Origin of the sequence: Halomonas sp. KO116 (assembly GCF_000734975.2) — a bacterium.
Classification (GTDB): domain Bacteria; phylum Pseudomonadota; class Gammaproteobacteria; order Pseudomonadales; family Halomonadaceae; genus Vreelandella; species Vreelandella glaciei.
Map to the genome: position 1 here is coordinate 2,661,218 of NZ_CP011052.1, position 26,833 is coordinate 2,688,050.

The following is a 26,833-nucleotide window of genomic DNA, read 5'->3' on the forward strand; positions in this document are numbered from 1 at the left end:
CTAAGGCGTAGAGCGGACTCTCGACACTGCATCCAACCAACCCTGGTAAAGCTGCTCACGTGTGGCTTCTTCCATGGTGGGCCTAAAGCTCTTCTCACAACGCCACAGCTGTTCGATCTCTTCCAGAGTTTGATACCAGCCCAGGCGCAGACCCGCTAAATAAGCAGCCCCCAGCGCGGTGGTTTCCAATATGGTGGGGCGATCCACCTGCACACCCAGCATATCGGCAAGAAATTGCATCACCCAACTGTTTTTCACCATGCCGCCGTCAACCCGTAAATTGCCCGGCGGCGCCTCCATATCGTCATTCATGCAGTGCTGCAGGTCACGAGTTTGGTAGCACACCGCCTGGAGCCCCGCGGCGACTATTTCAGCAATACCGGTATCGCGAGTTAAACCAAAAATCGCGCCACGTGCTTTTGGGTCCCAGTGCGGTGCCCCTAAACCGGTAAAAGCTGGCACCAGATAAACGCTATGCCCACTGCGGGTCTTCTGGGCCAGTGCTTCGGTTTCTGATGCATCGGCAAACAGATTCAGACCATCGCGCAACCACTGCACCGTCGCCCCGGCCACGAAAATACTGCCTTCCATCGCATAGGTCGGCTTACCGTTAAGCCGGTAGCCAATCGTGGTCAACAAACGATTACGCGAAAGCGAGGGCGTCTCACCGGTGTTCACAATCATAAAGCAGCCGGTACCGTAGGTACTCTTGCCCATCCCCGGCTGAAAGCACGCCTGCCCGACCAACGCAGCCTGCTGGTCCCCGGCTACCCCTGCGATGGGAAGCGGTGCGCCTAGCCAGTGCGCCTCGGTAGTACCGAAATCATCGCTGGAATCTTTCACTTCGGGCAGTAAATTGGCGGGTATATCGAATAGTGCCAGTAGCTCGTCGTCCCACTCCTGGGTATGGATATTGAACAGCGCGGTGCGAGACGCGTTGGTAGCATCGGTGACGTGCTGCTGGCCGCCGGTCAACCGCCAGATTAGAAAGCTGTCGACGGTGCCGAAGGCCAGTTCCCCCCGTTCGGCGCGCTCACGTGCGCTCTCGACATTCTCCAGCAGCCAGGCAAGCTTGGTCGCCGAGAAATAGGGGTCGATCAGCAGGCCAGTCTTGGCTTGAACGATCTCGGTATGCCCTTTATCCCGCAGCGATTGGCACAAATCCGAAGTGCGGCGATCCTGCCAGACAATGGCATTATAGAGCGGCTTGCCGGTTTTTCGATCCCACAGGATGGTGGTTTCACGCTGGTTGGTAATGCCGATACCGGCAATCTGGTCTGGCGTAATCTCGGCCCTGGCCATCACTTCTCGGCAGGTGGCCACCACCGTTTCCCAGATATCTTCAGGGTTGTGCTCGATCCAGCCGTCGTGAGGGAAGTGCTGGGTGAATTCCTGCTGAGCGACGGCCGCCACCTGACCTTCGCGGTCAAAGAGAATAGCGCGCGAGCTGGTGGTACCCTGATCAATGGCGAGTATATAAGAGGACATATCGAGTTCGCTTTGTTGTATTGTCTTTCGATTTTGTTGACTTGCTTTCGCTTTATTATGTTTTAAGGCTACTCCAGCCGCTCGAAATGCTCAAGGATGAAACTGCGACAAAGTCGGCCAGGCTAGGCGATATACAGCGCTACATCGTGCTGGGTCAGCAAGCGCTGGATCGCTTCCGGCGGTTTGCGATCGGTGAAGAGCGCATCCAACTGCTCCAGATTGCCCTGCCGCACCACCGGGTTACGGTGAAATTTGGAGTAGTCTGCCGCCAGGTAGATGCGCCGCGAATTGGCAATAATCGCTTGGGCGACACGTACTTCCTGGTAGTCAAATTCCAGCAGTGAGCCATCCTCATCGATGCCACTGATGCCGATGATGCCGTAATCCACCTTGAACTGATTGATAAAGTCGATGGTGGCTTCGCCGATAATACCGCCATCGCGAGAGCGCACCTGCCCCCCGGCGATGATCACGGTAAAATCCTCTTTATGCTGAAGAATGGCCGCCACATTCAGGTTGTTAGTAATGATCTCTAGACCCTGATGCTCCAACAACGCGTGGGCAATCACTTCATTGCTGGTACCGATGTTGATGAACAGCGATGAGTGGTTGGGTATGTGTTGCGCCAAGCAGCGGGCAATGCGCTCCTTCTCTTCCAGGTGAAGCGTCTTGCGCGTACTGTAGGCGGTATTCACCGTACTGGATTCGATGCCTACACCGCCATGCACACGGCGCACACGGCCTTCATCAGCTAGGGTATTCAAATCCCGCCGAATGGTCTGCGGTGTCACCGCAAAGTGGTCGGTGAGCTGTTCGATACTCATGTAGCCGTGCTGACGAACTAGCTCGACAATGGCATCCTGACGAAATTGTTGGTTCATAAGCCCGGCCTGTTCGATTTTTATTGGTTTCTGAACGTAATAGGTTAGCAAAATTTTCGAAACCTAATAGCCTTCATCCACCCCTTCGCTACCATCACACCGTCAGGCCGGACCGTTAGACGTTTTTTACAGCGGCCATACCAGCAGAATCAGCGGGATAGCGACAGCCAGTACTACCAGCGAAAGCGGTAGCCCCAGCTTCCAGTAATCACCGAACCGATAGCCCCCTGGGCCCAGCACCAGTGTATTCGACTGATGGCCGATGGGAGTTAAAAACGCACAGGAAGCACTTACAGCCACCACCATCAAGAACGGATCGAGCGAGACATCGAACCCATTGGCCAGGCTGACTGCAATCGGCGCCATCAGCAGCGCAGCCGCCGCGTTGTTGACCACATTCGAGAGCAGCATAGAGAGCAGGAACAGCCCCACCATGGTGACCACCACCGGCCAGTCGCTGCCAAAGCGCAGCAGTGCATCGGCAATCAGGTCGGCGCCGCCACTGGTTTCAAGCGCCTCCCCCACGGGTATCATTGCGGCCAACAGCACGATCACAGGGCCGTCGATGGCTTGATACCCTTCTCGCAACGGCAATACGCCAATCAGTAGCGAAATCAAAGCAGCGGTACTCATGGCGACTGCCGCGGGCAGCAGATCGAACAGCATGGCAATGATGGCTAAGGCAAAAATGGCGATCGACATGGCCAGCTTGCGCGGCTGCCCCAAGTGCAATTCCCGGCTAGCCAGTGGCAGGCAACCGAGGGAGGCCAGACTGTCGGACATTTCATTCTCACTGCCCTGTAGCAGTAACACATCACCATTCTTGAACCGGATATCACGCAGGCGCTGCTTCAAGCGCCCACCGTCACGGGCCACGGCCACCAAGTGCAGGCCAAACTGGTGATTCAGGCGTAACTGACGCACGCTGCGGTTAATCATCATGGAATCATTACGTACCACGGCTTCAATTAGCTGCAAGCCTTCGGTATCCACTGGCTGCCGGTCCTGTGCCGCATCTTTCGCTTCACCCGTGCCAGCTTTCTCGACCTCTTCGCCGCTTGCGGTGTGTTCAGGGACGTCCGCCTCTTCTTCCAGTTCGGCTATCGCACTAAGCCCTACCTTATCTTCCAGCATCTGGAGTTCATCGGGACCTGCTTCCAACAGCAGAATGTCCCCTTCTTCCAAGGCGCCGTGGAAGTTATAGCCAGCACGACGGTTATCATCGCGAACGACCGCTAACACGGGGATGGTTTCGTCCAGCTCATCACGCAGTTGCTGTAACGTTAAGCCTTTGGCTTTCGACTCTTCACCTACTTTCAATTCCACCAAATAGTTGGCGGTATCGAACATTTCATCGGTAGAGGCTTGGCCGCTGCGCTTCGGCGTCAAGCGCCAGCCCACCAACACAATAAACACAAGCCCCACCAGCGCCACCGCAATCCCGACAGGCGAAAAGCTAAACATGCTGAACGCTTCACCCGTCACATCGCGCCGGTAGCTGGAGATAATGATATTGGGTGGCGTGCCAATTAAGGTTGTCAGGCCGCCCAGCAGAGACCCGAATGCCAGCGGCATCAGCAGTAAAGAGGGCGAGGTATTATGTTCACGAGCCAACCGCATCGCCACCGGTAACAGCAGTGCTAGAGCGCCCACATTGTTCATAATGCCCGATAACAACACGACGGTACCCACCAGCACTAATAGCTGAAGCAGCAGGTTTTCACCCACTTTTAACACTTGATTGGAAATAATATCGACCACGCCGGAGCGTTCAAAGCCCCGGCTAAGTACTAGCACGGCGGCCACTGTAATCACCGCCGGATGGCCGAAACCCATAAAGGCGTTCTCGGCAGGCACTAGCCCGAGCATGACCGATCCCAGCAACGCCGCCAACGCGACTAGATCGTAGCGAAAGCGTCCCCATATGAACGCAACCAGCGTCAGGCCAAGCACGATAAACACCAACGTACTTGGCGAAAGCGCCAACCATTCAAGACCTAACGCTTCAAGATTGAGACTCTCAACACCTGAGCCCTCAGCACCTGAGCTCTCAACACTCATGTCCTCAGCCGACATCCTTTTCCTACTCCCTTGCCACCGTTTGATAACGGCAGCATACGATTGATGCACGCCATGCCACAGGCATGGCTATTCTCCACGCACATTAGACGTTTACTATACACAGGTATAGTCCCTGCATACGCATCGACCGTTGAATAGCCAACCAAGGCATTCGGCCCTGGCCAGCTTGTCAATAACGTGGCAAGCGTTGAGAGCCGAATGCGTCAGTTGAGTGTGTATGTAGCTGCGTATGTAGGGTATTTATGTAGGTAGGAATTAGGGCAAGAGAATAGTCGAGCCGGTAGTTTTACGGCTCTGTAGGGCGTCCTGGGCCTTACCCGCTTCTGCCAGCGGATAGCGGTTGGCGATGTCAATCTTGACCTTTCCGCTCTCGAGCATGGCGAAGAACTCCTGGCACATCATCTCCAGACGCTCGCGCGTGTCGGCGTAACCGTTAAGGCTGGGGCGGGTCACGTAAAGCGCGCCCTTCTGGTTGAGGATGCCGATATTAACACCATCCACCGGGCCAGAAGCGTTGCCGAAGCTCACCATCAGGCCGCGCGTCTTCAGGCAGTCCAGCGACATCTCCCAGGTATCCTTCCCTACCGAGTCATACACCACATCGCACATCTCGCCGTTAGTCAGCTCGCGCACCCGCTCGACCACGTTCTCTTCGCTGTAATTGATCGTCGCCCAGGCACCATTGGCCATAGCCAGATCCGCTTTTTCCTGGGAACTGACAGTACCAATTAGCTTGACGCCTAATGGCTTCGCCCACTGGCAGGCAATCGACCCTACCCCACCGGCAGCCGCATGGAACAGAATGGTTTCGCCGCCTTTCAGCTCATAGGTCTGGCGCAGCAGGTATTGCACGGTCAGGCCCTTGAGCATACTGGCCGCTGCCGTCTCGAAATCGACAAAATCGGGGAGCTTAACCACTTTAGCCGCAGGCAACGTATGCAGTTCTGCATAAGCGCCCAAAGGCCCTTGGGCATAAGCGACGCGATCACCGACGCTTAAGTGCGTCACGCCAGCGCCGACAGCATCGACTACACCGGCGCCTTCGGTGCCAAGGCCAGAAGGCATCGCGGGGGCAGGATAAAGCCCGGTACGAAAATAGATATCAATAAAATTAAGGCCAACGGCTTTATTGGCGATACGCACTTCGCCCTGGCCGGGTTCAGCGGGGGTCACGTCGACCAGTTCAAGCACCTCGGAACCGCCGGTCTGGGCAAATTGGATACGCTTAGACATTAGGGTTTCCTTTCATTGTTGGGTTTGTAGAAGATAGTCAAGACAACAGGTGCCGCTATACAAGCGCGTCATGACGTTTAAATCAAGCTAGCACGCTAGCCTATTTTCACCCCTATGCTGTTTAGCGGTGAAATACCGCTGCCATCCCCCCATGCTAGAATCAATACTCTTTTACCGTCCAAGGCTTAGAGCGCTGTCATGACGCATCCCGTTATTCAAGTTCCCTCGCTGATTGCCCACCGCGGCTACTCTGCCGCTGCTCCCGAAAACACCTTAGCGGCAGTGCGCGCGGCCCATCAGGCGGGCGCCACCTGGGTAGAGCTGGACGTGCAACTGCTCGGTGATGGCACCCCGGTCATCTGGCACGACGCCGACGTGTCGCGCTGCTCGAATGGGCGCGGCAGCCTGGCCTCAATGAGCTGGACAACAGCGCAAACGCTGGATGCGGGCAGTTGGTTTGGTGATCGCTTTGCAGGTGAAAAGATGCCCAGCCTGGGAGAGATGCTGGCGCTGCTTAACGAGCTGGAAATGGGCGTCAACATGGAGATCAAGGTCAACAAAGGACGCGACCCCATCGCGTTGGTGGAGCGCGCCCTGCCCGAGATGCTGGACACCCTGCCCCCCGAGCGGCTTATCATCTCCTCCTTCAATACCGAGGCCCTAACCCACTGCCGTCAGTTGGCAGGTAAGAAGCGTCTGGCGCTGGGCGTGCTGTACAATGGCGTACCCAAAACCTGGCGAGCACAGTGCGAAGCCATTGACGCTTTTAGTGTGCATCCGTCCTGGTCACGCCTAAAGCGCGCCCAGGTCGAGGCCATGCAACAGGACGGCTACCAGATCCTGTGCTATACCGCCAATGACCCCAGCGCCTTCCATAGCCGCTGGGCGTGGGGTATCGCCGGGGTGATTACCGACGAACCCGCCGCGTTTAAGCGCTTTCTAGATAGCCATTAATCCATTCATATACTTGAGTACGTTCAAACAATGACAAGGAGTCCGTTGTGAAATACCTGGGAGCCCACGTGAGCGCCGCTGGCGGTGCAGATCAAGCCGTTCACCGGGCGTTGGAGATCGGTGCCGATGCCTTTGCGCTGTTCACCAAAAACCAGCGCCAGTGGAAGGGCAAGCCGCTCACCGATGACGCGATTCAAGCCTTTCGTGATGCCTGTGCTAAACACGCTTTTTCGCCTGGGCAAATTTTACCCCACGACAGCTACCTGATTAATCTGGGCCACCCAGAGCAGGAAGGCTTAGCCAAATCCCGGGAGGCCTTTTTAGATGAAATGCAGCGCTGCGAACAGCTCGGCCTGACACTGCTCAATTTCCACCCAGGCAGTCATCTAAACAAGATCAGCGAAAGCGACTGTTTAAAGCGTATTGCCGAGTCCGTTAATGAAGCGCTTACGCATACCCAAGGTGTCACGGCAGTGATTGAAAACACCGCGGGGCAAGGCAGCAACCTGGGCTGGCGCTTTGAGCATCTGGCCGAGATCATTGAGCATGTAGACGATAAAACCCGCGTGGGCGTATGTATTGATACCTGCCATGCTTTTGCCGCCGGGTATGACCTGCGCAGTACAGAAGCGACACAGGCAACGCTTGATGAGCTCGGCAAAGTGGTGGGGTTCAACTACCTGCGTGGTATGCATTTGAACGATGCCAAAAGCGGATTCGCCAGCCGTGTGGATCGCCACCATAGCCTGGGCAAAGGCAATATCGGGCTACCCGCCTTTACCACCATCATGCAGGATGCCCGGATTGACGACATTCCTTTAATATTGGAAACCGTCGAGCCTGAGATATGGGCCGAGGAGATCAGCTGGCTGCGCGCTCAGGCGTCCAAAGAAGCCACGTCGAGCCATTAAACTCTGTATGGCTGCGGCTTTTGCATGGCTGCTGCTTTTGCACCGCAGGCAATGCTTGCCTACCCTTAGACTCCTTTCCCAAGCCCAGCCGACGTAAGGAGTATGCGATGAGCGGTACCGATCTTGGCAGCCTGGATGCCCAGACCTTAGCTCACTTGTTCGCAAGCCGTGAGGCTTCCCCCCTCGAGGCGGCCCGAGCCGCCCTTGAGCGGATCGAGCGCTTCAACCCAGACGTGAACGCTTATGTTCACGTGGATGCCGAAGGCGCCGAATCAGCGGCAAAAGCCTCGGCAAGGCGCTGGGGGCAAGGTAAACCACTCAGCCCCATCGATGGGGTGCCGGTATCGCTGAAGGACCTGACTCAGGTGGCAGGCATGCCCTGCCGGGAAGGGTCACTGACCTCCTCCGACGCGCCATGCGATACCGATGCGCCTCCGGCCCGCATGTTACGCGAAGCAGGGGCAGTGATACTGGGCAAGACCAATACGCCCGAATTCGGCTGGAAAGCGGTCACCGATAACCGTATCTTTGGCGCCACGGCCAACCCCTGGGATACCCGTTTGACCCCTGGCGGCTCCTCCGGCGGAGCCGCTGCAGCCGCAGCTCTCAATATGGGCGTGCTTCACCAGGGCGGCGATTCAGGCGGTTCGATCCGTATTCCCGCGGCGTTTACGGGGGTATTTGGCTTTAAGCCCACCTACGGCTGGACACCTCAGTGGCCGCCCGCAAAAGAGCCCAGCCTTTCTCACCTGGGGCCATTGACACGTACCGTGCGCGACGCGGTCAGCATGCTGAATGTGATAGGTCGCTACGATTATCGTGACCCCTACGCCACTCGCGGGCAGCCTGAGTGCTGGGGGGTCGACCTGGACAAAGGATTAACCGGGCTGCGGATTGGCTACTCCGCGGATCTTGGTTACGCCAAGGTAGACCCGCAAATTGCCGAGCGCGTGCATGAAGCGGCCATGAGATTGGAGGAGTTGGGCGCTGAAATCGTCGAGGTAAACCCAGGCTTTTCGTCACCACTGGAGACATTTCGCAAGCTATGGTTTACCGCCTCCTTAGAGCAGTGGTCGCAAACGAGCCAACATCAGCGCACGCTTTTAGATCCCGGCATGGTAGCCAATGCCCGCGAAGCAGAGCCCTGGAAAGCCGTTGAGCTGTTTCGTGCCCTGGCCGACCGCGCGGCATTAACGCAACGCCTGGAACACTTCAATCAAGAATATCATTTACTGATGACACCCTCGGTGGCAGTCAGTCCGTTTGAAATTAATCAGGAAGTGCCCCCAGGCAGCGGCATGCAGGACTGGGAAGAGTGGGCGCCGTTTAGCTACCCCTTTAACCTCAGCCAGCAACCCGCCGCATCGGTACCCTGCGGGTTTACCAATGAAGGCTTGCCGGTTGGCTTCCAACTCGCTGGCGGCAAGTTTGATGATATTCGCGTTCTACGCGCTTGCCACGCTTACATGGAAGCATATCCACCACGTTTTCCCAGCGTTCCCAATCCCGCCCAGTATGCGTAACGCATACTCAGCATAAAAAAACCCAGCCCGGCAGAAAGCCGGGCTGGGTTTTAGCGAGCAGCGTTAAACGTTACATCGCGGAAAGCTTTTCCTCGTCCAGCACGCCTGACATACGCACCATGGCCAGCGCTTCATCAAGGCTGCCCATTTCTTCAATCATGACTAACTCGCTCTCTAAGCTCACCGGCTGACCAGCCTTCTCAGAGAGTATTTTTTCCAGGGAAGCCACATCCATAGCGTCGTCTAAGTGGTGAACATCTACTGAGGCGCTGTTGCGGCCGGGCAGATAGATGGTGCCATTAGAGAAATCCACGGCGTAGGCAATCACCCCAGGTACGATAAAGAACAGTAACCCTACCCCATTGGCGATAGCGATAACCGGATCAATATCGCCACTCATCTGACCTTTTCGCTCAGGATGAAACAATGTACCGCAACCACTTAATGACACGATTGAAACGCCAATCACGGCGCCTGTCAACCAGCGACGAACTGCTTGATGCATGAAGATTCCCTCAATCAAAAAAGTAACCATAGTCGGCGTAACATGCTTTCGTGCAGCATTTTTTTATGGATATTCATTGCCGACTATCGCGCTCTAAAACCAACGTAGTTTAGCACAGCCTGCCAAAAGCATAGATAATTTGGCGATAAGCACTATTTTGCCGCTTTAACCGCTAGGCCGTACAATGGCCCGATTCAACGCTAACGGGGCTACCGCCCTGAATGTGAGTATGGCTTCTTCCAAGCACATTTTCTTCTAAACGCTATTTTCTAAGCTCTAAGGAATGCTCTAACCCATGCGCGCCAGCCAATTATTGATTGCCACTCTGAAAGAAACCCCGGCCGACGCCGAAGTCATTAGCCACCAGCTAATGCTACGCGCCGGGATGATTCGCCGTTTAACCTCAGGGCTTTATACATGGCTGCCGCTTGGCCTGCGCACACTGCGTAAAGTAGAAGCCATCGTGCGCGAAGAGATGAACCGCGCCGGTGCACAAGAAGTACTGATGCCCGCCGTTCAACCGGCGGAGCTATGGCAAGAGTCTGGCCGTTGGGAGCAGTACGGCCCTGAGCTGTTACGTTTAAAAGATCGCCATGACCGCGACTACTGCGTTGGCCCGACCCACGAAGAGGTCATCACCGACCTAGTGCGTAAAGAGATCGCCAGCTACAAGCAACTGCCGGTCAATTTCTATCAGATTCAAACCAAATTCCGCGATGAGATTCGTCCACGCTTTGGGGTGATGCGCTCGCGTGAGTTCATCATGAAGGACGCCTACTCCTTCCACCTGGATGAAGCGTCACTGAAGCAGACCTATCAGGATATGTACGATGCCTACACGCGCATTTTCACGCGTTTAGGGCTTAACTTTCGTCCCGTCATCGCCGACAACGGCTCGATTGGCGGTACCGGCTCTCACGAATTCCACGTACTCGCCGATTCCGGTGAAGACGATATCGTGTTCTCCAACTCCTCCGATTACGCGGCCAACATGGAGAAAGCCGAGGCGCTCCCTGCTCCGCTTGGTAGCCAAGCAACTCGTGCCGAACCCAGCGAAGAATTGCGCTTGGTCGATACCCCTGACACCAAAACGATCGCTGCCCTGGTGAAGCAGTTCGAGCTGCCGATTGAAAAAACCATCAAAACGTTGATGGTTCACGCAGCTGAAGGCGGCCTGATCGCGCTGCTGATTCGTGGCGATCATGAGCTCAACGAAGTTAAGGCAGAAAACTTGGCCAACGTCGCTGCGCCGCTAACCATGGCCAGTGAAGAAGAAATTCGTGCAGCGGTGGGTGCCGGGCCCGGCTCACTGGGCCCGGTCGGTCTGAAAATGCCGGTCATTATTGACCGCAGCGTGGCATTGATGAGCGACTTTGGCGCCGGTGCCAATGTGGATGACAAGCACTACTTCGGTATTAACTGGGAGCGCGATGTGGCCCTGCCCGAGATTGCCGATCTACGCAATGTCGTTGAAGGCGATCCGTCTCCCGATGGCCAAGGTACGCTCTCCATCAAGCGCGGTATTGAAGTCGGTCACGTTTTCCAGCTTGGCCAAAAATATTCCCAGGCCATGAACGCCAACGTGTTAGGCGATAACGGCAAAACCAGCCACCCGTGGATGGGCTGCTACGGTATCGGCGTGACCCGCGTGGTCGCCGCCGCCATTGAGCAGAACCACGACGAATCCGGGATTATCTGGCCTAACGCCATTGCCCCCTTCCAAGTGGCATTAGTGCCGATGAATGCGCACAAGTCCCAGCGTGTCCGTGAAGAGTCTGAGCGCCTTTACCAAGCACTCAGCGCCGCTGGTCTCGACGTATTGTTAGATGACCGCGACACTCGCCCCGGCGTCAAATTTGCCGACCTGGAACTGATAGGCGTACCCCATCGGTTGGTGATTGGAGATCGCGGCTTGGATAATGGCGAGCTGGAGTACAAAGGCCGCCGGGATAGCGAAGCAACCATGGTGCCCGCAGATCAAATTATCGACTTTTTGCGTGAGAAGGCCCGCTAAGTCGGCAAAGGTTGTCACCGCGTGGCGGGCTCTAGGCTTTGTGGCGCGGTGGTTAATGACGGCACGACGTCCAAGCGTTGCTATAACGCTTGGCGTGTTGTTGCTAGACGCTGTGCCATTAGCAGCACAGCCGCTGCCACCAGCTCTTCGCCCGACTCTTGAAACGGCCAACCAGCAGCATCAAACCGCTCAACAGCAGTGGGCAGCCCGCCAGTGGCGCATGCAAATGGATGCGCCACTGGCGCGCTTCATTGATGATGCGGCCCAACGTCAAACGCTGCTCACGCGTATCTACCAAGAAGCCAGACTCGCAGGTTTGCCACCGGATTTGGTGTTAGCCTTAATTCAGGTCGAAAGCGCGTTCAAAGCCGATGCCATTTCATCAGCGGGTGCTGTTGGCTTGATGCAAATCATGCCTTTCTGGATCAGCGAGCTAGGGTTGCCGATTGACGACCTCACCCACCCGCCGCGCAATTTACGCTATGGCTGTACGATTCTGGCGCACTACCTAGCCATTGAGAGTGGCGACTTTACTCGTGCGTTGGCGCGATATAATGGCAGTTTGGGAGAGACGTGGTACCCAGAACGCGTCATGCAAGCGTGGCGAGACACGTGGCGCCAGCCACCACAGCGTTAAGCAGTCTGCTCAGCAGCTTCAATCAGGCCGACCGCCAAGAACTGGTCCAACAGTTCGGCCATGTCCTTACGCACTTGTTCGAGTGAAATTTTTATAGGCTTACCAGCACCTATATGTCCCGCTGTTTTTGCTGGCGAGCAGCCTGTTTAACGCTACCGCTTACGCCGCGCAAATAACGATACACAATGCTGAAGGGTTACCGCTTGAAAACGCCGTTGTTGAGGTTTACTACGACACTGAAGCAAATCAGCCTCAAGAACAGAATATTTATCAACGCGATGCGGCTTTTCATCCCAGAGTGCTAACAGTGCCCACCGGCAGTTATGTTGCCTTTCCCAATCAGGACACCACACGCCTCCACGTCTACTCATTTTCACCGGCGAAAACGTTTGATTTGAATCTGTATCTACAGGAAACACCCAAGCCCGTTCATTTTGATCAGTCAGGGGTCGTCGTATTGGGATGCAATATCCATGACCATATGCAGGCATTCATTGTGGTGAGTGACGCCCCTTATGCAGCGACAACGGATTTGGAAGGCATGAACCGCCCCGGTTATTCCGGAGACCGGTTTGTTTGAGTCAGGCAGCTTCACCCGACTCTTCCAGTTGACGATAATACGTCCTTTCTCGTTCTACTGGTGGAACGTTTCCGATGGGTTCCAGCAGTCGGCGGTTGTTGAACCAGTCAACCCACTCCAGCGTGGCATACTCAACGGCATCCAGTCCCCTCCATGGGCCACGATGATGGATCACCTCCGTTTTGAACAAGCCGATGATGGTTTCAGCCAGCGCATTGTCGTAGGAGTCGCCGGTGGTGCCGACTGAGGCATTGATACCCTCGTCAGCCATACGCTCGGTGTAGCGGATCGAGAGATATTGGCTTCCCCTATCACTATGATGGATCAACCCTTGTCTGTGTTTTCGTGCCCACAGAGCTTGCTCCAGAGCGTCCAGCACCAGTGCCGTTCTCATCGACGTCGCTACACGCCAACCCACGATACAGCGTGCATAAACATCGATAACGAACGCAACGTAAACGAAGCCAGACCAGGTAGCGACATAGGTAAAATCGGCCACCCAAAGCTGATTAGGACGCATAGCCGTAAAGTCACGTTTCACTAAATCAGGTGCCCGTTTCTGGCCGGGATCACTGATGGTCGTGAAGGGGCGTTGGCCTCGCACCACGCCGCGAATTCCTAGGCGGCGCATGAGCCGTTCTACAGTGCAACGAGCAACATTAACGCCTTCACGGCGGAGTTGCCGCCAGACCTTACGGGCACCGTAGACGCAGAAGTTTTCTTCCCACACGCGCTGAATCTCAGCGGTAAGAAACGCATCCTGTCGATACCGGTCTGCCCGCCGTTCAGGATCAGCTTCAAGTGCCTTGTGGTGGTAATACGTCGATGGGGCGATTGGCAGTTGACTACAAATCGACTCGACCCCGAACTGAGCACGATGCTCGTCGATAAATGACACCATCAATTGGGTTTGCGGTCGAGCTCCGCCTGGGCGAAAAAAGCAGCCGCCTTACGGAGAATTTCATTGGCACGCTTCAATTCGGTGTTTTCACGCTCTAGCTGCTTGAGTCGTTCATGTTCAGACAGGTTAACCGAGCTGTTTTCCTGCGTGAGTTCTGTGCGTTTGCACCAGGCTCTCAAAGTCTCTGGTGTACAGCCGAACTTGCTGGCAATGGAGCAGATCGCCGCCCACTTGGACGGGTATTCGCCTTGCTGTTCAAGGACTAATCGAACAGCTCGCTCCCGGACTTCTGGGGAATATCGTTTTGGTGAGTTCATAACTCCATCCTCTCAAGATATGGAGTCTCCGGTAAAGCCGGGGCGGTTCAGCATGCTTACCTTACCTGCTCGCCTGGCCAGCATCGCGTTCGGGTTTGGCATCTATGTCTCGATGACAGACAGCAAGTCTAGTGGGAAGGCACCATTACCGATACAGACCAACTGGACGTCCGATTAGAACTAAATGCGGTACCTCCAGCGCCAACGCTGTCTCCTCTTCAGCAACGGTTTAGAGACGCTAGTTAGGCATTACCTACTGCTTACAAGATGTTGATCCGCCATTTTCTTAGGTCGCTATGCGCTTTCGAACGCGTCTGATGCTGGTACTGCTAACGGTGGTGATTGTTTCTCAACTTGCCACTGGTGTGGAGTTTCTACGCGCTACGCAAAACGACGTTCTTGCAAAAGGCTCCGAACGCTTAGAAGTGGGCACCAACGTATTGCAGCAGTTATTGGATGCGCGCGGCGAACAATTAAGCAATAACGTTGGCTATCCTCGCCGAAGACTTCGGCTTTAAGAGCGTCGTTTCTACCCAGGATACCGAAACCCTCTACTCCGTGCTGACCAACCATGTCGACCGTGCCACCGCGCTGTAAAACGAGTGAGGAAACAATTCGTCAAAGCTTGGAGGGCCACTACCGTGAGGAACATTTACTAGCGCTGCGTCAGTCTCTCTCCTTGTACGATACCTACCATGAGCATGTCGCCGAGTGCGATCAGTTTATTGAAGCGACTCTCAAACGACTTTCACTTACAACGCCAATGCCGGAAAGCTCGCTGCCTGCCGCTCGACATCGGGATGCCAACCCTAATGCACCAGCATTCGATGTACGCAATGGCCTGTATCAGGTTCTGGGCATTGACCTAACTCAGATCCATGGCCTTGGTCCCTATTTGGTACTCAAGCTAATTAGCGAGTGTGGCACTGATATGCGTCGCTGGACCATGGTCAAGCACTTTACCTCCTGGCTAGCGTTGTCACCGGGAAGCAAGATCTCTGTTGGCAAAGTGCTATCGTCAAGAACCCGACGAACCAAGAAGCGAGCGGCTGCCTTGCTGCGTCTGACTGCTACGATGGTTGGACGCTCCCAAACAGCTCTTGGTGCGTTCTACCGCCGTTTGTCGAGTCGACTAGGTAATGCTAAGGAGGTCACTGCGACAGCAAGGAAAATTGCAGTTTTATTTTATAACGTCCTGCGGCATGGCTGAGTTTATCAAGACCCCGGTGCTGACTATTATGAGGAACGCTACCATCAACGTATTCTTCGCAACTTACAACGTCGTGCGCAATCATTAGGCTTTGAATTGGCCAGCAGACCCCAGACAGCGGGTTTCTTAGGAAGAGTTGGATGAGTTTTATAAACTGTTAAATGTAACCAGCGCGCGGAGACACGACAAAAGCAACAAAGAGTGATAAAGCAGCCGCGTAATCTGTATTTTCTATGTTGCACATAAGTCTCTATGATCAATGCGTCCTGTAGGACAACGAAACGCTACATACCTCAGGCTTCCCTGATTGTTATCAAACAGACTGACGTCGGGATCCAAGAAGCTAGTAGCCGAACTAGCCTTAATATGTACTACCGCGTAATTCCAATCATCGGTTGAAATGCCTTTCGGATGCACTCGTGTGCCGGTAATAGCATCGTAACTATTCTTCACCATTTGTGTGAGGCTATAGCTTTTACAGCCCCTGAAATCGCTTGATCTCTGGTTCACAAAACAGTGGGCAACAATGACTGGAAAGCTGCATTTATTAACAAATTCACGTGCTTGTTCGTCGACACCAGGAACTTGTCTTGCTTGTCTGATTGATATGCATTGCTCTGTAACAAAAGTAATTGGCGCTTTTCCGCTTTGTTGGCCGACGGAACCGTTCGAGTTGGCCTGTTGCAACCCAGATCCAGACCTCCCGTAATATTGATCTGTTGATCTATTAAACGCCTCTAGATCAAAATCTGGATTTTTTACTGACGCAACGCCTGCGGCGATCCCCAACACGCTCGGATGGATTAAACCATCATGTGTACATCCTGTAGCTCCCACGAGCATCAGAAAGCTGATAGCCTTTAAAATGCGAAAAAACATAAAAAATTTTGGAAATTTATTTTCACTAGCCATAATTTTTTGCCTTCCCGATTTTTTTGCTACTAGTGGCCAAGACGCCTATAGGTAATAGCAAAATAAATTCTCTGTGCATCTCCCCCTTAGGGTATTGGTGCCATTTGATGCTACTTCGCTTTCTTCCGACATTCCCCAAATAGTCAGCCGGTAGGCGTCATAATCGACTGATCAGGCTAGTAGATTAAGTTTTCAGCCCTCCAAGTGTCGTCTCTAATTTCTATAAATCATTGTGGACCCCGTCGTCAAGACCAGTGATGCTTTTAAATTAAGATAAAATGCCTATGGGGTTAAAGTGCTTGTTCACGCGGCTTGCGGCCACTGGACGTTAGTTCCATGTGCCTCAGCCGGTGTCTTGTCATTGAGCGATTGGTGAGGGCGCTCATGGTTATAAAACTCGAAGTAGGTACTCAATCCCTCCCGTGCTGCCTGCATCGTTTGGTATTGCTTTAGATAGACCCCCTCGTACTTAACTGAGCGCCAAAGCCGCTCAACAAAAATGTTATCCAACACTCGGTCTTTGCCATCCATGCTGATGTGAATGTCATGAGCCTTGAGAACGCCCGTAAACACCTCGCTAGTGAACTGGCTGCGTTGGTCGGTATTTAAATGTGCCTGGTGCGCCATAGCGCTCCAGAGCCTCTTCAAGCGCGTCGACGCAAAACGCCGTATCCATGTATTCGACAGCCGCCATGACAATACCTGGCGGCTGTGCCAGTCGATAACTGCCACCAGATAGGCGAACCCTCGGCCTACTCTGATGTAGGTAGTAATATCGGTCGAATATACCTGGCCGAAGAGGCATGCACACCGAACTGTGAGGACAGCTGAGCCACTGTCTTATCTCCTCGAATTGCCTTCATGGCAACCTTGGCCTTGAATTCACTATTGAACTGTTTTCTCGCCACGTTACTTCTCCAGAATTATCGTGGCATTCTATCTAAGCCAGTGGTCTAAATCATGGGATCCACTATACTTTCAACCCAGCCGATTTTGATATTTCAAAAAAAAAAGCCAGCCCAATATGGGCTGGCAAAAGGAAGTTTACTAAGTTAGCAAACCCCCTCCCCTGACAAGGTTTACATGAACGGGATAAGCTACTTTTTGCGCTCATCTTTACGCAGATGATCGCGAATCACGAAGCCAACCCAGCCCACCATAAAAGCGATCACTAACGCGACGGTGGCCAAGCCGAAAACAATTGTGTCATCCCAATACATGGTGAATCCTCCCGCCGTGATGTATGCGTTGATACTAGTCACTCAACGGCGGGAGAATGCTGATCTAGGTCAAGTGGCGAGTGGCGCGAGTAAGCGGTTGAACAGGAAATTGATACTAGTCAATTTTTGGGCGTTCATAGCAGCGCTACCACGCTATAGTACTTTACGGTCTTCAACCTTGCTGTGCTCGGTGCCCGGCGGTAACGGGTGTCCTTTGGCAAGCTCTGCGCGGGTGGCGTCGCGTACGTCCAGAATCGTTACCTGATAGTTCAGCGTGCGGCCCGCCAGCGGGTGGTTGGTATCCACGGTAACTCGATCGCCATTGATTTCCAGCACGGTGACAATTTGTGGCCCAGCTTCACCTTCGGTTTGAAAGCGGCTACCCGGCTGCAGCTCAGCGTTACCAAAAGAGCCGCGACTAACTTCTTGAATCAGCGCCTCGTTGCGCACACCGTAGGCATCCGCAGGCATGAGCTGAACGCTTAGCTCGGCGCCAACAGTTTGGCCCGCTAACGCATTTTCTAGCCCAGGTACAATATTGTCGTGCCCATGCAAGTACTCCAACGGCTTATTGCGCGCCTGGGAGCCATCCAATACCTGCTTGCTGCCATCGTTGAGCACGTCGCTGAGGACATAGTGCAAGGTAACTACCTGATGCGCCGTAATCGACATGGAAAACTCCTCTCCGGTAAGCTGTCGGCTTTGTAATCGAACACTGCATCAGTTTATCACTTGGCCGTTGCCAGCGTCTTTCCACTTGGAGTAGCGTTTAATGTTAAACCCCACCCCCCAGCGCAGTTGGCTTGCTGCACTGGCTATTTATTGTCGTGCGCCCGTTATTACCATGCTGTTTTTGGGGTTTTCTGCAGGCCTGCCGTTTCTGCTGGTATTTTCCACGCTCTCCGCCTGGCTACGCAGTGATGGCGTCGAAGTCGCGGCCATCGGCTTTTTTGCTTGGATCGGCATGCTCTATTCGATCAAGTTTTTCTGGGCACCGGTGGTTGACCGATTAGCGCTACCGCTATTGACCCGCGCGTTTGGTCAACGCCGCGGCTGGATGCTGTTAGCCCAGGGGACAATTGCCGCCGGACTGGTAGGGCTGGCCGGTTTAAGCCCGGTGGGTAATCTCGGTTGGGTGGCGCTGTTTGCCCTGCTAGTAGCGTTTGGCTCAGCGACGCAAGATATCGCCATCGACGCCTACCGGATTGAATCTGCCGATGACGATGTTCAGGCCGCCATGGCCTCGACCTATATTATTGGCTATCGCGGTGGGCTTCTGGCCGCGGGTGCTGGCGCGCTGTATATCGCGGCGTCGGCCTCTTGGGATGCGGCGTATATGAGCATGGCGGCACTGATGAGCATTGGCGTGCTTACCGTGCTGCTGCGACCAGAACCCAAACGGGCATCGCTCTCTATTCAGCTTATTCATGAACCCAAAGTCCGCGCATTTATTCGCGCCAGCCGCGGCAAACCGAAAATCTTACGCCGCTTAGGCGCCTGGAGTATTGGGGCATTGGTCTGCCCATTCACTGACTTCTTCAGCCGCTATGGTGTAAAAGCGCTGTGGATTTTGGTGTTTATTGCGGTGTTTAGAATCAGCGATTTGGCCATGGCCTCCATGGCTAATCCGCTATATATCGATCTGGGCTTTTCGCTGGCAGAGATTGCTAACGTGACCAATATATTTGGCATTGCGATGAGTATTACTGGCGGGATATTAGGCGGACTTTTCGTGGCCCGCTACGGCATCGGCCCACTGCTGATCTTCGGCGCGGGGTTGGTGATGGTAACGAACTTGCTGTTTGCGGTGCTTGCCTTGGTGGGTAACCAACTGCCCATGCTGGTGGTCACGATTATCGGCGATAACCTCGCCAACGGTTTAGCCAGCGCGGTGTTTATCGCCTTCCTTTCCAGCCTCACATCTCGCGCCTATACTGCAACGCAGTACGCGCTTTTCTCATCGCTAATGACGCTACCAGGAAAGTTTTTGAGCGGGTTTGGCGGCTTGGTCGTTACCTCACAGGGCTACCCAAGCTTCTTTGTTATCGCAACGCTACTGGGCCTGCCCGCCATTATCCTGGCGATTTGGATCAGCCGAGACAAGCAGCTAGTGCCTACCCCCAAGCCTGCTTAAACAGGCTTGAAGGCTTAGACGAGTGAAGAGAAAATTTGGACTAGCGGTATGTTTCGAGCCAATCCAAGGCCCCTGGCGTAGTGCGCCACTGATCGCGCATCAAGGTGCGGTATTGCCACGCTTCCGCCCGCGAGCCAGGGTCAACCTGGCCATCGGGATGAGGCATGGAAGGCCGCGGGCTATCTGCGCAAATCAGCTCTAACGCGTAGCGGTTATGGCCAAGTACATCGCCAAGCGCGGCTTCTGCGGCCTCCCGCTGCTCTAACCGATAGAGCGCCAGGGTTTTACCCATTAATAGCCCCAGCACCAGTGAGCCGTCGTCGTCATTCTCTTCGGCTAGCGCCAGCGCTTCTTCGTTGCGGTCATCCCGCAGCAGTTGATCCAGCACCAGTTCGCGCAGCCCCAAGCTATCTTCCTGATCGATCAACAGTAACTCTTCGGCCAACTTACGAGAGTGCTGACGCGCACCGCGCTCCATTCCCACTACCAGCGCCAAGCCAGTACGTAGCAACATCGCGTTGTTGGCATCGTCCCAGCACAGGTTGCCATCGCCTTCGGCGCGGGCTTGCTCCAACCAGCGCGAGAGGCGCAGCGCCAGGGGCTCCAGCAGGCTTGGTGCCATCCAGGGCAGGCTGCCAAAGCGGCTGGTAAGTGCCAACGTTAAGTCCTGCACTACCTGCGGGGCATCCAGCCACTCAGGATGCGCGCAAAGCGCCGACATCCACTCAATGGCGTTGCCCCAGGGGTCATCACGAAAACCCAGCGCGACATCTTCATCGACCAGCACTTGAAACTGCTCATGCCAGCCGGCAAACAGCGTGGCTTCACGGGCGCTTGTGTTATACAGCAATCGGCCACTTTCAGGATCGGCGCTGACATCGATTTTGGGCGCGGTAGGCAGCGCGGCCAGCAATGCTTGAAGCGCCACCAGCGGAGTAGCGAGATCCTCTTCTGCGCTGAGCAATTGGTCAGCCAGCGTCGCGCCGGGGTTATCCGCCAGTGCGGCTAGAAACTCCAACTGATCTTCGTCCAGCTCGCCTTGGCGAACCAGGCGGCGATACCAGAAGTTAGCGCGCTCTTTGGCTTCCTGTTCATGACCTTCATGCAGCAGCAGCATGGCTTCAATGTAAGCCAAGGTAGGCGAGTCAGGCAGCGCCTGTTGGGCTTTCACGAATGCCCCGCGAGCGCTATCCAGATCATCGTTATCGAGGTGCATCAAGCACAGTCGTTCAAGAGCAACGCCGCGTAAGAACAGCGGCCCACGTTCCATCACCTCGTCAAGCAAATCGGCGCGCTTGCGAGTGAACCCGCGCTCTTGATAAATATCCAGCAGGATTTCAAAAGCGGGTTCCGCCTGCTCCGGCAGACGTGACCAATCGCTACCGTCGAACAGAGATTCAAGAATTTGCATTGCGCGGCCTGTTTGACCGCTTTCAGCGGCGATCAACCCGGCTTCAAGCAGCGCTTGAGGGGGCGCGTGCTGGCTATCTAACGCCGCTTTCAAGGTGGCGCCCTTCCACTCACGTAGCGACAGCATCCACATCATCTGATCAGGGATATCGGTGGGAAACTCAATCTTGTAGCAGCACTGCTTGAACTTACGCCCAGAGTCGCACCAGCAAGGCTCATTACGACCCGGCGTAGCGAGTGGCTCGCAGGCAAAATTAAGCCGCTCCAGCGGCGTTTGCGACCACAGCACGGGCGCTAATGCCTGAGCCATTGCCACATCGCCTGCAAATGAGTCCGCCCCTTTGGCGCGCACCCAGGTCATGAAGTCCGGATAGTGTTCTTGTTGCCTGATTGCCGAGAGTGCCCCGGAGGCAAATCCCAGCAGCTGATCGACCCATACCGCCAGCATTGCCGTCTCCACTGTGTTTTACGATGACCCGTAATCGATGTCTAAAATGAAAGCGGCATAGTTTATCACGAAGGCCGACGCCCTCGCAGCGGCAATCGGTTTATCGTTAATGGGCCCGTTGTAACAATGGGGTCGTACGCTCATTCATATCCAATCGCGCGCCTAAACGCACAAGATTCCAGTAGTGACCGTTGAGCGCGCGTGAAAGCAGCAGTGTATCTGCAGGTGGCTGCAGGCGGTCCATGGCCGCCCAGACCTTTGGGGTTAGCTCTCGTAACTGACGATGTACCCGCACATCGCTGAAATCCTGCTCACCCGGTGCGAACAGTGGCGCGATACACTCCGCCGATTCGCGATAGAGCGCTAACGGCGCGCCCTGCCCTTGGCGACCGCCCATCTGCATCAGCGCCTCATCCATGCCCATGGGGTCATGCTTTAACGTGGCATCAAGCAGCTGCATCATCGCTTTGATGCGCGTCTCCGGCATGGCGATCACCGCGCCTAAATCGTAAATCACCAGTCGCCCTTGGGCATCGGCAGCGAAGTTACCCGCATGGGGGTCAGCGTGCAGTTCGCCGTAGGTAAATAGCTCCTGGGTAATCCAATCAGCTAATGTTTGGGCAATGCCCTGGCGCGTCGCATCATCGGCATCCGCCAACTCTCGCAACGGCGTGCCGTCGACAAAGCGCATCGCCAGCACGTGTTGCCCGGAAAGCGCAGGCAGCGGCTCGGGAATGACAAGCCTGGGGTCATCTTTGTAACGTTCACGGTAACGGGCCAAGGCATCGGCTTCAGCGTGATAATCCAGCTCTCCCCTGAGGCTTTCGGCGAGCTCATCAAACAGGGCATCCAACCGCACCTGTGGCACCTTAAACCAACGGCCTAACCGCATAATGCGCCGCACCTGAACCAAATCACTCTCTAATACATCGGCAAGGCCCGGATACTGCACCTTGAGCACTACCGTTTCACCCTCATGGGTGGTGGCACGGTGCACCTGACCCATGGAGGCACTGGCAAACGGCCGCTCCTCGATTTTGCTGAAGTAGAAGTCGATATCGCCATATTGCAGTACCAACGCTTCTCGAATCCGCGGCCACGGCATGGGTTCGGCTTGGCGCTGCAGGCGAGCTAACTCCTCGGCAAGATCCGGGGGCAGCAGGTCATCCCATTGCGACATGATTTGCGCAAGCTTCATGGCCGGGCCTTTAAGCTCTGAAAGCCCTTCAAATAGCGCTTCGCCCAAAGCACGCCAATCTGCCTGACCGCCTAAGCGGGTTTTCAGCAACGCCCCACCGGTGCGTGCGCCCAACCCCATCAAACGTCGTGTTCTGCCTCGTTCGCGCATGCTTATACCCCTTAAAAACCCATCCCGATGACCCAACTCAGTCTCACTACAAACAATTATCTATACAAACTTTGTACAAACTAACAGCATTGACAACTTATCGCATCACTCTACTGCCTTACTGCCCCACCCACCAATGCCAGTCAAGCGTCTGCTACCATAGGCACCATCAAAGGATACGATGAAGGCTTCGCTGCTATGCGCCTGATAATTGCCGAAAAACCCAGCCTCGCCCAAGCCATTGCTGAGGCTTTACCGGGCACTGGCCGACGCCAGGATGGCGCAGTGGTATGTGGTGACACCACGGTCACTTGGTGCCTGGGGCATTTATTAGAGCAAGCGCCGCCGGAGGCCTACGATCCCGCCGATAAACAGTGGCGTTTAGATCGACTCCCGATTGTGCCGCACCAGTGGAAACTGATGCCTCGTTCTAAAGCACGCGGCCAACTGGCGGTGATTCGCAAACTGATCAAACAGGCCACCGATGTCGTGCACGCTGGCGACCCGGACCGCGAGGGCCAGCTGTTGGTGCAGGAAGTGATCGAGTACATGAAGTATCGCGGCCCGGTGCAGCGGCTGCTAATTAGTGATCTTAACAAGCCCGCCGTCAGCCGGGCACTTTCCAAGCTGCGCTCCAACGTTGAGTACCAGCCGCTCTTTCTAGCAGCCCAGGCGCGTTCCCGTGCCGACTGGCTGTATGGCATCAATCTAACCCGTGCCTGGACACTTACCGGTCGCCAGGCGGGGCACGATGGTGTGCTTTCCGTAGGCCGTGTGCAAACCCCGGTGCTGGGGCTGATCGTGCGCCGCGACAACGCCATCCGCGACTTTGTACCCCATCCGTTTTATCCGTTATGGGTGGATCTTAAAGTCACCCAGGGCCAACTGCTCGCCTGGTGGGCCCCCAAAGAGCATGAACCGCTCGATGATCAAGGGCGCTTGATTGATCGTGCGCCCGCGGATGACCTAGCGGCGAAGTTACCCGGCGCATCAGGGCAGCTCACCAAGCTCGACCAGCAGGAGAAACGCCAGGCGCCGCCACTGCCCTACTCGCTCTCTGCCCTTCAGGTAGATGCCGCCCGCCGTCACGGGCTTTCCGCGCAGATGGTGCTGGATATTTGTCAGCGGCTGTACGAACGCCACAAGTTGATCACCTACCCGCGCTCCGATTGTCGCTACCTGCCAGAGGAGCATCTCCAGCTAGCTCAACGCAACCTGACTGGCGCTTGCCAAAACGATCAAGCGCTCCAGCAGTGGCTTAATGGGGCTGACTTTACGCTACGCTCCAAAGCGTGGAACGATAAGCAGGTCGGTGCGCACCATGCGATCGCACCCACTGGCAAACCGGCAGATTTCAGTCAGCTTTCCGACACCGAAGGCCATGTTTTTAGATTGATCGTGCGCAATGTGATGGCGCAGTTCTATCGCCCGCTGCGCACCTTTGAAGTAAAGGCAGAATTTACGCTGCTAAATGAAGCCTTCCGTGCCCGTGGGCAAAGTATTCTCGACCCCGGCTGGAAGCCGCTATTTACCACCCGCGATGAAGCGCCACCGCTACCACCGCTCACCCAAGGCGAGCCCTGCCAAGCGTTAGGCGCAGGCGTGGAAGAGAAAGAAACCCGCCCGCCGGAGCCCTTCACCGATGCCAGCCTGATCAAAGCGATGATGAATATCGGCCGCTACGTGGATGACCCCGCCGTTCGCCGCACTCTGCGCGATACAGACGGCCTGGGCACCGAAGCCACCCGGGCGGGCATTATCGAAACCCTGGTACAGCGCGGCTACTTAGTTCGCCAGCAAAAAGCCCTGCGCGCCACCAAGCTTGGCACCGCCTTGATCACCGCCCTGCCCAGCGCCGTCAGCACGCCCGAACGAACCGCCCTTTGGGAACAGCGCCTACGGGCGATTTCCGAACAGCAAGATGACCCCGGCGCTTTCCAGCAGGCGTTGTTAGATGATCTACGCGGCCTGCTCACCCACAGCGATGCAGCAAAGCTCAGGCAGAGCTTGCAGAGCGCACAGGGGGAAACCGGCGCGCCAGCGAAGCGCACGGGTAAGACAAGAAAGAGTTATGCGAAAAGGAAAAGTACCGCGAAAAAGCAACCGACAAGCTGATTCAACGGAATTAAGCATGTTGTCTGCAAATTATATTAACTTTAAACAACGGACTAAGATAACGGTATAAAAATATGAAATGAGACTTTAAACAATATATAAAGGCGTCTACGGCCCTCTGGTGCTGACAGCGTCAACCACGAACCAGCGTAATTACATGAGATGACTTACTCTAAACAGGCTCTCGTATTTGGTGCGGCTATTGCTACTTCAGGATATTCACACCTTCTCTTAAGAAGTGCTCCCACCTTTGCCCCTGTCATCACCAAAGGTAGCGACGAATGCCTTTTTTTGGCAGCTCCACTTCAAATGTTAAGAAGTGAATAAGCTTACCAAGTCTCATCCGCCCCTGGCGGGCCAATATCCATCTGCATATCCGGCGCAATATCCACCACGCCCTGTATATGCTTTAGCCGTTCCGCGGTGACATCGTCTGCCGAGCCGGTTATACAGCCGATCTCTTCAAGGATATCCTTGATGGTCAGGCCTTCCTCGCTGAGACGCGTGGCCATTTCATTTATCGGTTGATCGCTGGAAATAGTGATCACCCATAGCGCTACCGTTGGCATCTGGCATATCTCCACAGTGAGTGCGCCGGGCGGCCTGAAAGAAGTGGAAGCGGCTACCCAGCGCGTCGCCCATGTTAGGGTGCTTGCACTAACCCTGCTCCCACGCCGGATTCAGGCAACGGCAGCTCTTGCGCTGAAGCCATCAATTGCTGCCACAGCTTCCTTCCCCGCAATGCGTCATCAGACTGTGCCCAAAGGGCTGCGCAGCCTGCCACGTGTGGCGCCGCCATGCTGGTGCCACTGATCGCCTTATGACGAGTAGGCCGTGGCCATGAGGAGAAGATATCGCGCCCAGGCGCGGCAATCTCAATCTTGCCATGATTGGAAAAGCTGGAGGGTTTCAGGTTCGGATCGAGAGACGCGACTGACATCACCGTAGGCGAATTGGCAGGCGCGCCCGTATTGGTCGCAGAATTCCCCGCCGCGGCGATAATGAGGCACCCATTACGCAGCGCCGCTTCACCCGCATGGGTGTAGGCGGCCTGCACCGGGCTCTGGCTGCCAAGCGACATCGAGATCACCTCACACCGGTTGGCAATGGCCCAGTTCAAGCCAGCGAGCACGCCCGCCCCGGTACTGCTGCCCGAGTTGGTCAGCACCTTCCCAACGTAGACCTCAGCTTCATACGCGATGCCGTAACGCTGGGTGTTTTCACTTGGCGCCTGGGGGCCACAGGCCGTGCCGATACAGTGCGTACCGTGCCCATTCATATCTTGCACTGGCTCCCCGACAAATGAGCGGGTAACGAACTCCCGTCCAGCGAAATCCGGGTGGCCAAGATCCATTCCGGTATCTAGCACGGCCACCTTAATGCCTGCACCACTCCAACTACTTTGCGGCACCCTGCACCGGGTTAGCCCCCATGTCGACTGCTGAGCTTCAGACTCAGCCCCCTCATCGGAGTCCTCCCTATCAAGGTCGACACCCAAGTCGCGCGCGATGGTGCTCGCTGCCCGCAAGAAGCCGCGGAGGTATTCCGAGTTTTTAGAGCCAGAGTTTTTAAAATCAGAGCTCTCGGAAAACGCAAAGTACTCTGGCTCAATGATTTCGATAGGACTATCCGCTGACACCTTATCCAACACACTCATGCCATGTTGCTCCAATGCATCACCACCTACCAGTGCCACGCCTAGCTCGGGAAACACCATCGCTTCGGCATCCCCGGCGTCTTCCAGGCTGACAGCCTGATCGGTAAAGTCACGGGCATCAGCCACCCGAAAGTTCTGGGCTTTTAACGACTTGATACCCTCTTCCATCCATCCGTCACGAAAGCTAATAAGAAAGCGACCGGTTTCCAGACAGCTGCCTCCCCGCTCCAGGGCCGCCAACAACAGTTTTTCGGTGCTACAAGATACGGTGGCAAGCGCCCCATTTTTTCCTGTGGGTGTGTTACCGTTTCCGCGGCCTGTCGGTTTTTTAGCCATCGCTGACCTCCATTTCG

23 protein-coding genes, 1 pseudogene and 1 other annotated feature are annotated in these 26,833 nt (G+C 55.3%); of the genes and pseudogenes, 10 read left to right on the forward strand and 14 right to left on the reverse strand.

Going from position 1 to position 26,833, the window contains the following annotated elements; all coding sequences use genetic code 11:
• The 4 genes from glpK to KO116_RS12360 form a co-directional block, all read right to left on the reverse strand.
• Positions 1-1,488: a glycerol kinase GlpK gene (gene glpK / locus KO116_RS12345; protein WP_035563625.1), complete on the reverse strand. Its 1,488-nt coding sequence runs from the start codon at positions 1,486-1,488 to the stop codon at positions 1-3.
• 122 nt (positions 1,489-1,610) lie between these two features.
• Complete coding sequence (locus KO116_RS12350) at positions 1,611-2,369, reverse strand: DeoR/GlpR family transcriptional regulator (RefSeq protein WP_035563623.1); 759 nt, start codon at positions 2,367-2,369, stop codon at positions 1,611-1,613.
• A 126-nt stretch (positions 2,370-2,495) separates the two neighbouring features.
• Entirely contained in the window at positions 2,496-4,445 is a 1,950-nt protein-coding gene (locus KO116_RS12355) for an SLC13 family permease (protein ID WP_035563620.1), read from the reverse strand.
• A 261-nt stretch (positions 4,446-4,706) separates the two neighbouring features.
• Entirely contained in the window at positions 4,707-5,684 is a 978-nt protein-coding gene (locus KO116_RS12360) for an NADPH:quinone reductase (protein ID WP_035563617.1), read from the reverse strand.
• 198 nt (positions 5,685-5,882) lie between these two features.
• Between KO116_RS12360 and KO116_RS12365 the strand changes: the two genes are divergently transcribed.
• The 3 genes from KO116_RS12365 (at position 5,883) to KO116_RS12375 (ending at position 9,072) form a co-directional block, all read left to right on the forward strand.
• Positions 5,883-6,638, forward strand: a complete 756-nt coding sequence (locus KO116_RS12365) for a glycerophosphoryl diester phosphodiesterase (protein ID WP_035563614.1) — start codon at positions 5,883-5,885, stop codon at positions 6,636-6,638.
• A 47-nt stretch (positions 6,639-6,685) separates the two neighbouring features.
• Positions 6,686-7,549: a deoxyribonuclease IV gene (gene nfo, locus KO116_RS12370; protein WP_035563611.1), complete on the forward strand. Its 864-nt coding sequence runs from the start codon at positions 6,686-6,688 to the stop codon at positions 7,547-7,549.
• A gap of 107 nt (positions 7,550-7,656) precedes the next feature.
• Positions 7,657-9,072, forward strand: coding sequence for an amidase (locus KO116_RS12375; RefSeq protein ID WP_035563608.1), 1,416 nt, complete (start codon positions 7,657-7,659; stop codon positions 9,070-9,072).
• 70 nt (positions 9,073-9,142) lie between these two features.
• Here the strand turns inward: KO116_RS12375 and KO116_RS12380 are convergent, their stop codons facing one another.
• On the reverse strand, positions 9,143-9,577 hold the full coding sequence (locus KO116_RS12380) for a hypothetical protein (RefSeq protein WP_035563605.1): 435 nt from the start codon (positions 9,575-9,577) through the stop codon (positions 9,143-9,145).
• 295 nt (positions 9,578-9,872) lie between these two features.
• Between KO116_RS12380 and KO116_RS12385 the strand changes: the two genes are divergently transcribed.
• From KO116_RS12385 to KO116_RS12395, 3 genes are all read left to right on the forward strand, one after another.
• On the forward strand, positions 9,873-11,591 hold the full coding sequence (locus KO116_RS12385) for a proline--tRNA ligase (RefSeq protein WP_035563602.1): 1,719 nt from the start codon (positions 9,873-9,875) through the stop codon (positions 11,589-11,591).
• Positions 11,592-11,646: 55 nt separating this feature from the next.
• Positions 11,647-12,228 (forward strand): transglycosylase SLT domain-containing protein, encoded by a 582-nt coding sequence (locus KO116_RS12390; RefSeq protein WP_035563599.1) that lies wholly within the window; start codon positions 11,647-11,649, stop codon positions 12,226-12,228.
• A gap of 127 nt (positions 12,229-12,355) precedes the next feature.
• A complete protein-coding gene (locus KO116_RS12395) occupies positions 12,356-12,808 on the forward strand; it encodes a hypothetical protein (protein WP_235272382.1) in 453 nt (150 codons plus the stop codon).
• A gap of 1 nt (position 12,809) precedes the next feature.
• Here the strand turns inward: KO116_RS12395 and KO116_RS12400 are convergent.
• Positions 12,810-14,026, reverse strand: a protein-coding gene (locus tag KO116_RS12400) for an IS3 family transposase (RefSeq protein WP_144408586.1) whose coding sequence is annotated in 2 segments (ribosomal slippage) — positions 12,810-13,741 and positions 13,741-14,026 — 1,218 coding nt in all. Because the reading frame shifts where the segments join, the coding sequence is not laid out codon by codon here.
• Positions 13,635-13,751 (reverse strand) — a sequence feature (AL1L pseudoknot). It overlaps the preceding gene by 117 nt.
• Before the next feature lie 296 nt (positions 14,027-14,322).
• Between KO116_RS12400 and KO116_RS12410 the strand changes: the two genes are divergently transcribed.
• The gene (locus KO116_RS12410; RefSeq protein WP_035565933.1) at positions 14,323-14,544 is read left to right on the forward strand and encodes a hypothetical protein; all 222 of its coding nucleotides are present in this window, start codon (positions 14,323-14,325) and stop codon (positions 14,542-14,544) included.
• 53 nt (positions 14,545-14,597) lie between these two features.
• On the forward strand, positions 14,598-15,236 hold the full coding sequence (locus KO116_RS12415) for a transposase (protein WP_052703763.1): 639 nt from the start codon (positions 14,598-14,600) through the stop codon (positions 15,234-15,236).
• A 231-nt stretch (positions 15,237-15,467) separates the two neighbouring features.
• On the opposite strand, the gene KO116_RS12420 is transcribed toward KO116_RS12415, so the two are convergent.
• From KO116_RS12420 to KO116_RS12430, 4 genes and pseudogenes are all read right to left on the reverse strand, one after another.
• A complete protein-coding gene (locus tag KO116_RS12420) occupies positions 15,468-16,148 on the reverse strand; it encodes a hypothetical protein (protein WP_035565936.1) in 681 nt (226 codons plus the stop codon).
• 303 nt (positions 16,149-16,451) lie between these two features.
• Positions 16,452-16,940, reverse strand: a pseudogene (locus tag KO116_RS12425) (integrase core domain-containing protein); the annotation flags it as partial.
• A 305-nt stretch (positions 16,941-17,245) separates the two neighbouring features.
• Positions 17,246-17,368: a cytochrome c oxidase subunit CcoM gene (gene ccoM / locus KO116_RS26080; protein ID WP_008956688.1), complete on the reverse strand. Its 123-nt coding sequence runs from the start codon at positions 17,366-17,368 to the stop codon at positions 17,246-17,248.
• 153 nt (positions 17,369-17,521) lie between these two features.
• Positions 17,522-18,040 (reverse strand): FKBP-type peptidyl-prolyl cis-trans isomerase, encoded by a 519-nt coding sequence (locus KO116_RS12430; protein WP_035565941.1) that lies wholly within the window; start codon positions 18,038-18,040, stop codon positions 17,522-17,524.
• Between the two features lie 100 nt (positions 18,041-18,140).
• Between KO116_RS12430 and KO116_RS12435 the strand changes: the two genes are divergently transcribed.
• Positions 18,141-19,502, forward strand: a complete 1,362-nt coding sequence (locus KO116_RS12435) for an AmpG family muropeptide MFS transporter (RefSeq protein ID WP_035565943.1) — start codon at positions 18,141-18,143, stop codon at positions 19,500-19,502.
• 40 nt (positions 19,503-19,542) lie between these two features.
• On the opposite strand, the gene KO116_RS12440 is transcribed toward KO116_RS12435, so the two are convergent.
• Positions 19,543-21,360: an SEC-C metal-binding domain-containing protein gene (locus KO116_RS12440; protein ID WP_035565946.1), complete on the reverse strand. Its 1,818-nt coding sequence runs from the start codon at positions 21,358-21,360 to the stop codon at positions 19,543-19,545.
• A 106-nt stretch (positions 21,361-21,466) separates the two neighbouring features.
• Positions 21,467-22,708, reverse strand: a complete 1,242-nt coding sequence (locus KO116_RS12445) for an ABC1 kinase family protein (RefSeq protein ID WP_035565948.1) — start codon at positions 22,706-22,708, stop codon at positions 21,467-21,469.
• 198 nt (positions 22,709-22,906) lie between these two features.
• Between KO116_RS12445 and KO116_RS12450 the strand changes: the two genes are divergently transcribed.
• Entirely contained in the window at positions 22,907-24,823 is a 1,917-nt protein-coding gene (locus KO116_RS12450; protein WP_035565951.1) for a DNA topoisomerase III, read from the forward strand.
• A gap of 329 nt (positions 24,824-25,152) precedes the next feature.
• Here the strand turns inward: KO116_RS12450 and KO116_RS12455 are convergent, their stop codons facing one another.
• The gene (locus KO116_RS12455; protein WP_035565961.1) at positions 25,153-25,392 is read right to left on the reverse strand and encodes a hypothetical protein; all 240 of its coding nucleotides are present in this window, start codon (positions 25,390-25,392) and stop codon (positions 25,153-25,155) included.
• Between the two features lie 74 nt (positions 25,393-25,466).
• Complete coding sequence (locus KO116_RS12460; protein ID WP_035565963.1) at positions 25,467-26,816, reverse strand: S8 family serine peptidase; 1,350 nt, start codon at positions 26,814-26,816, stop codon at positions 25,467-25,469.
• Between the last annotated feature and the right edge of the window lie 17 nt (positions 26,817-26,833).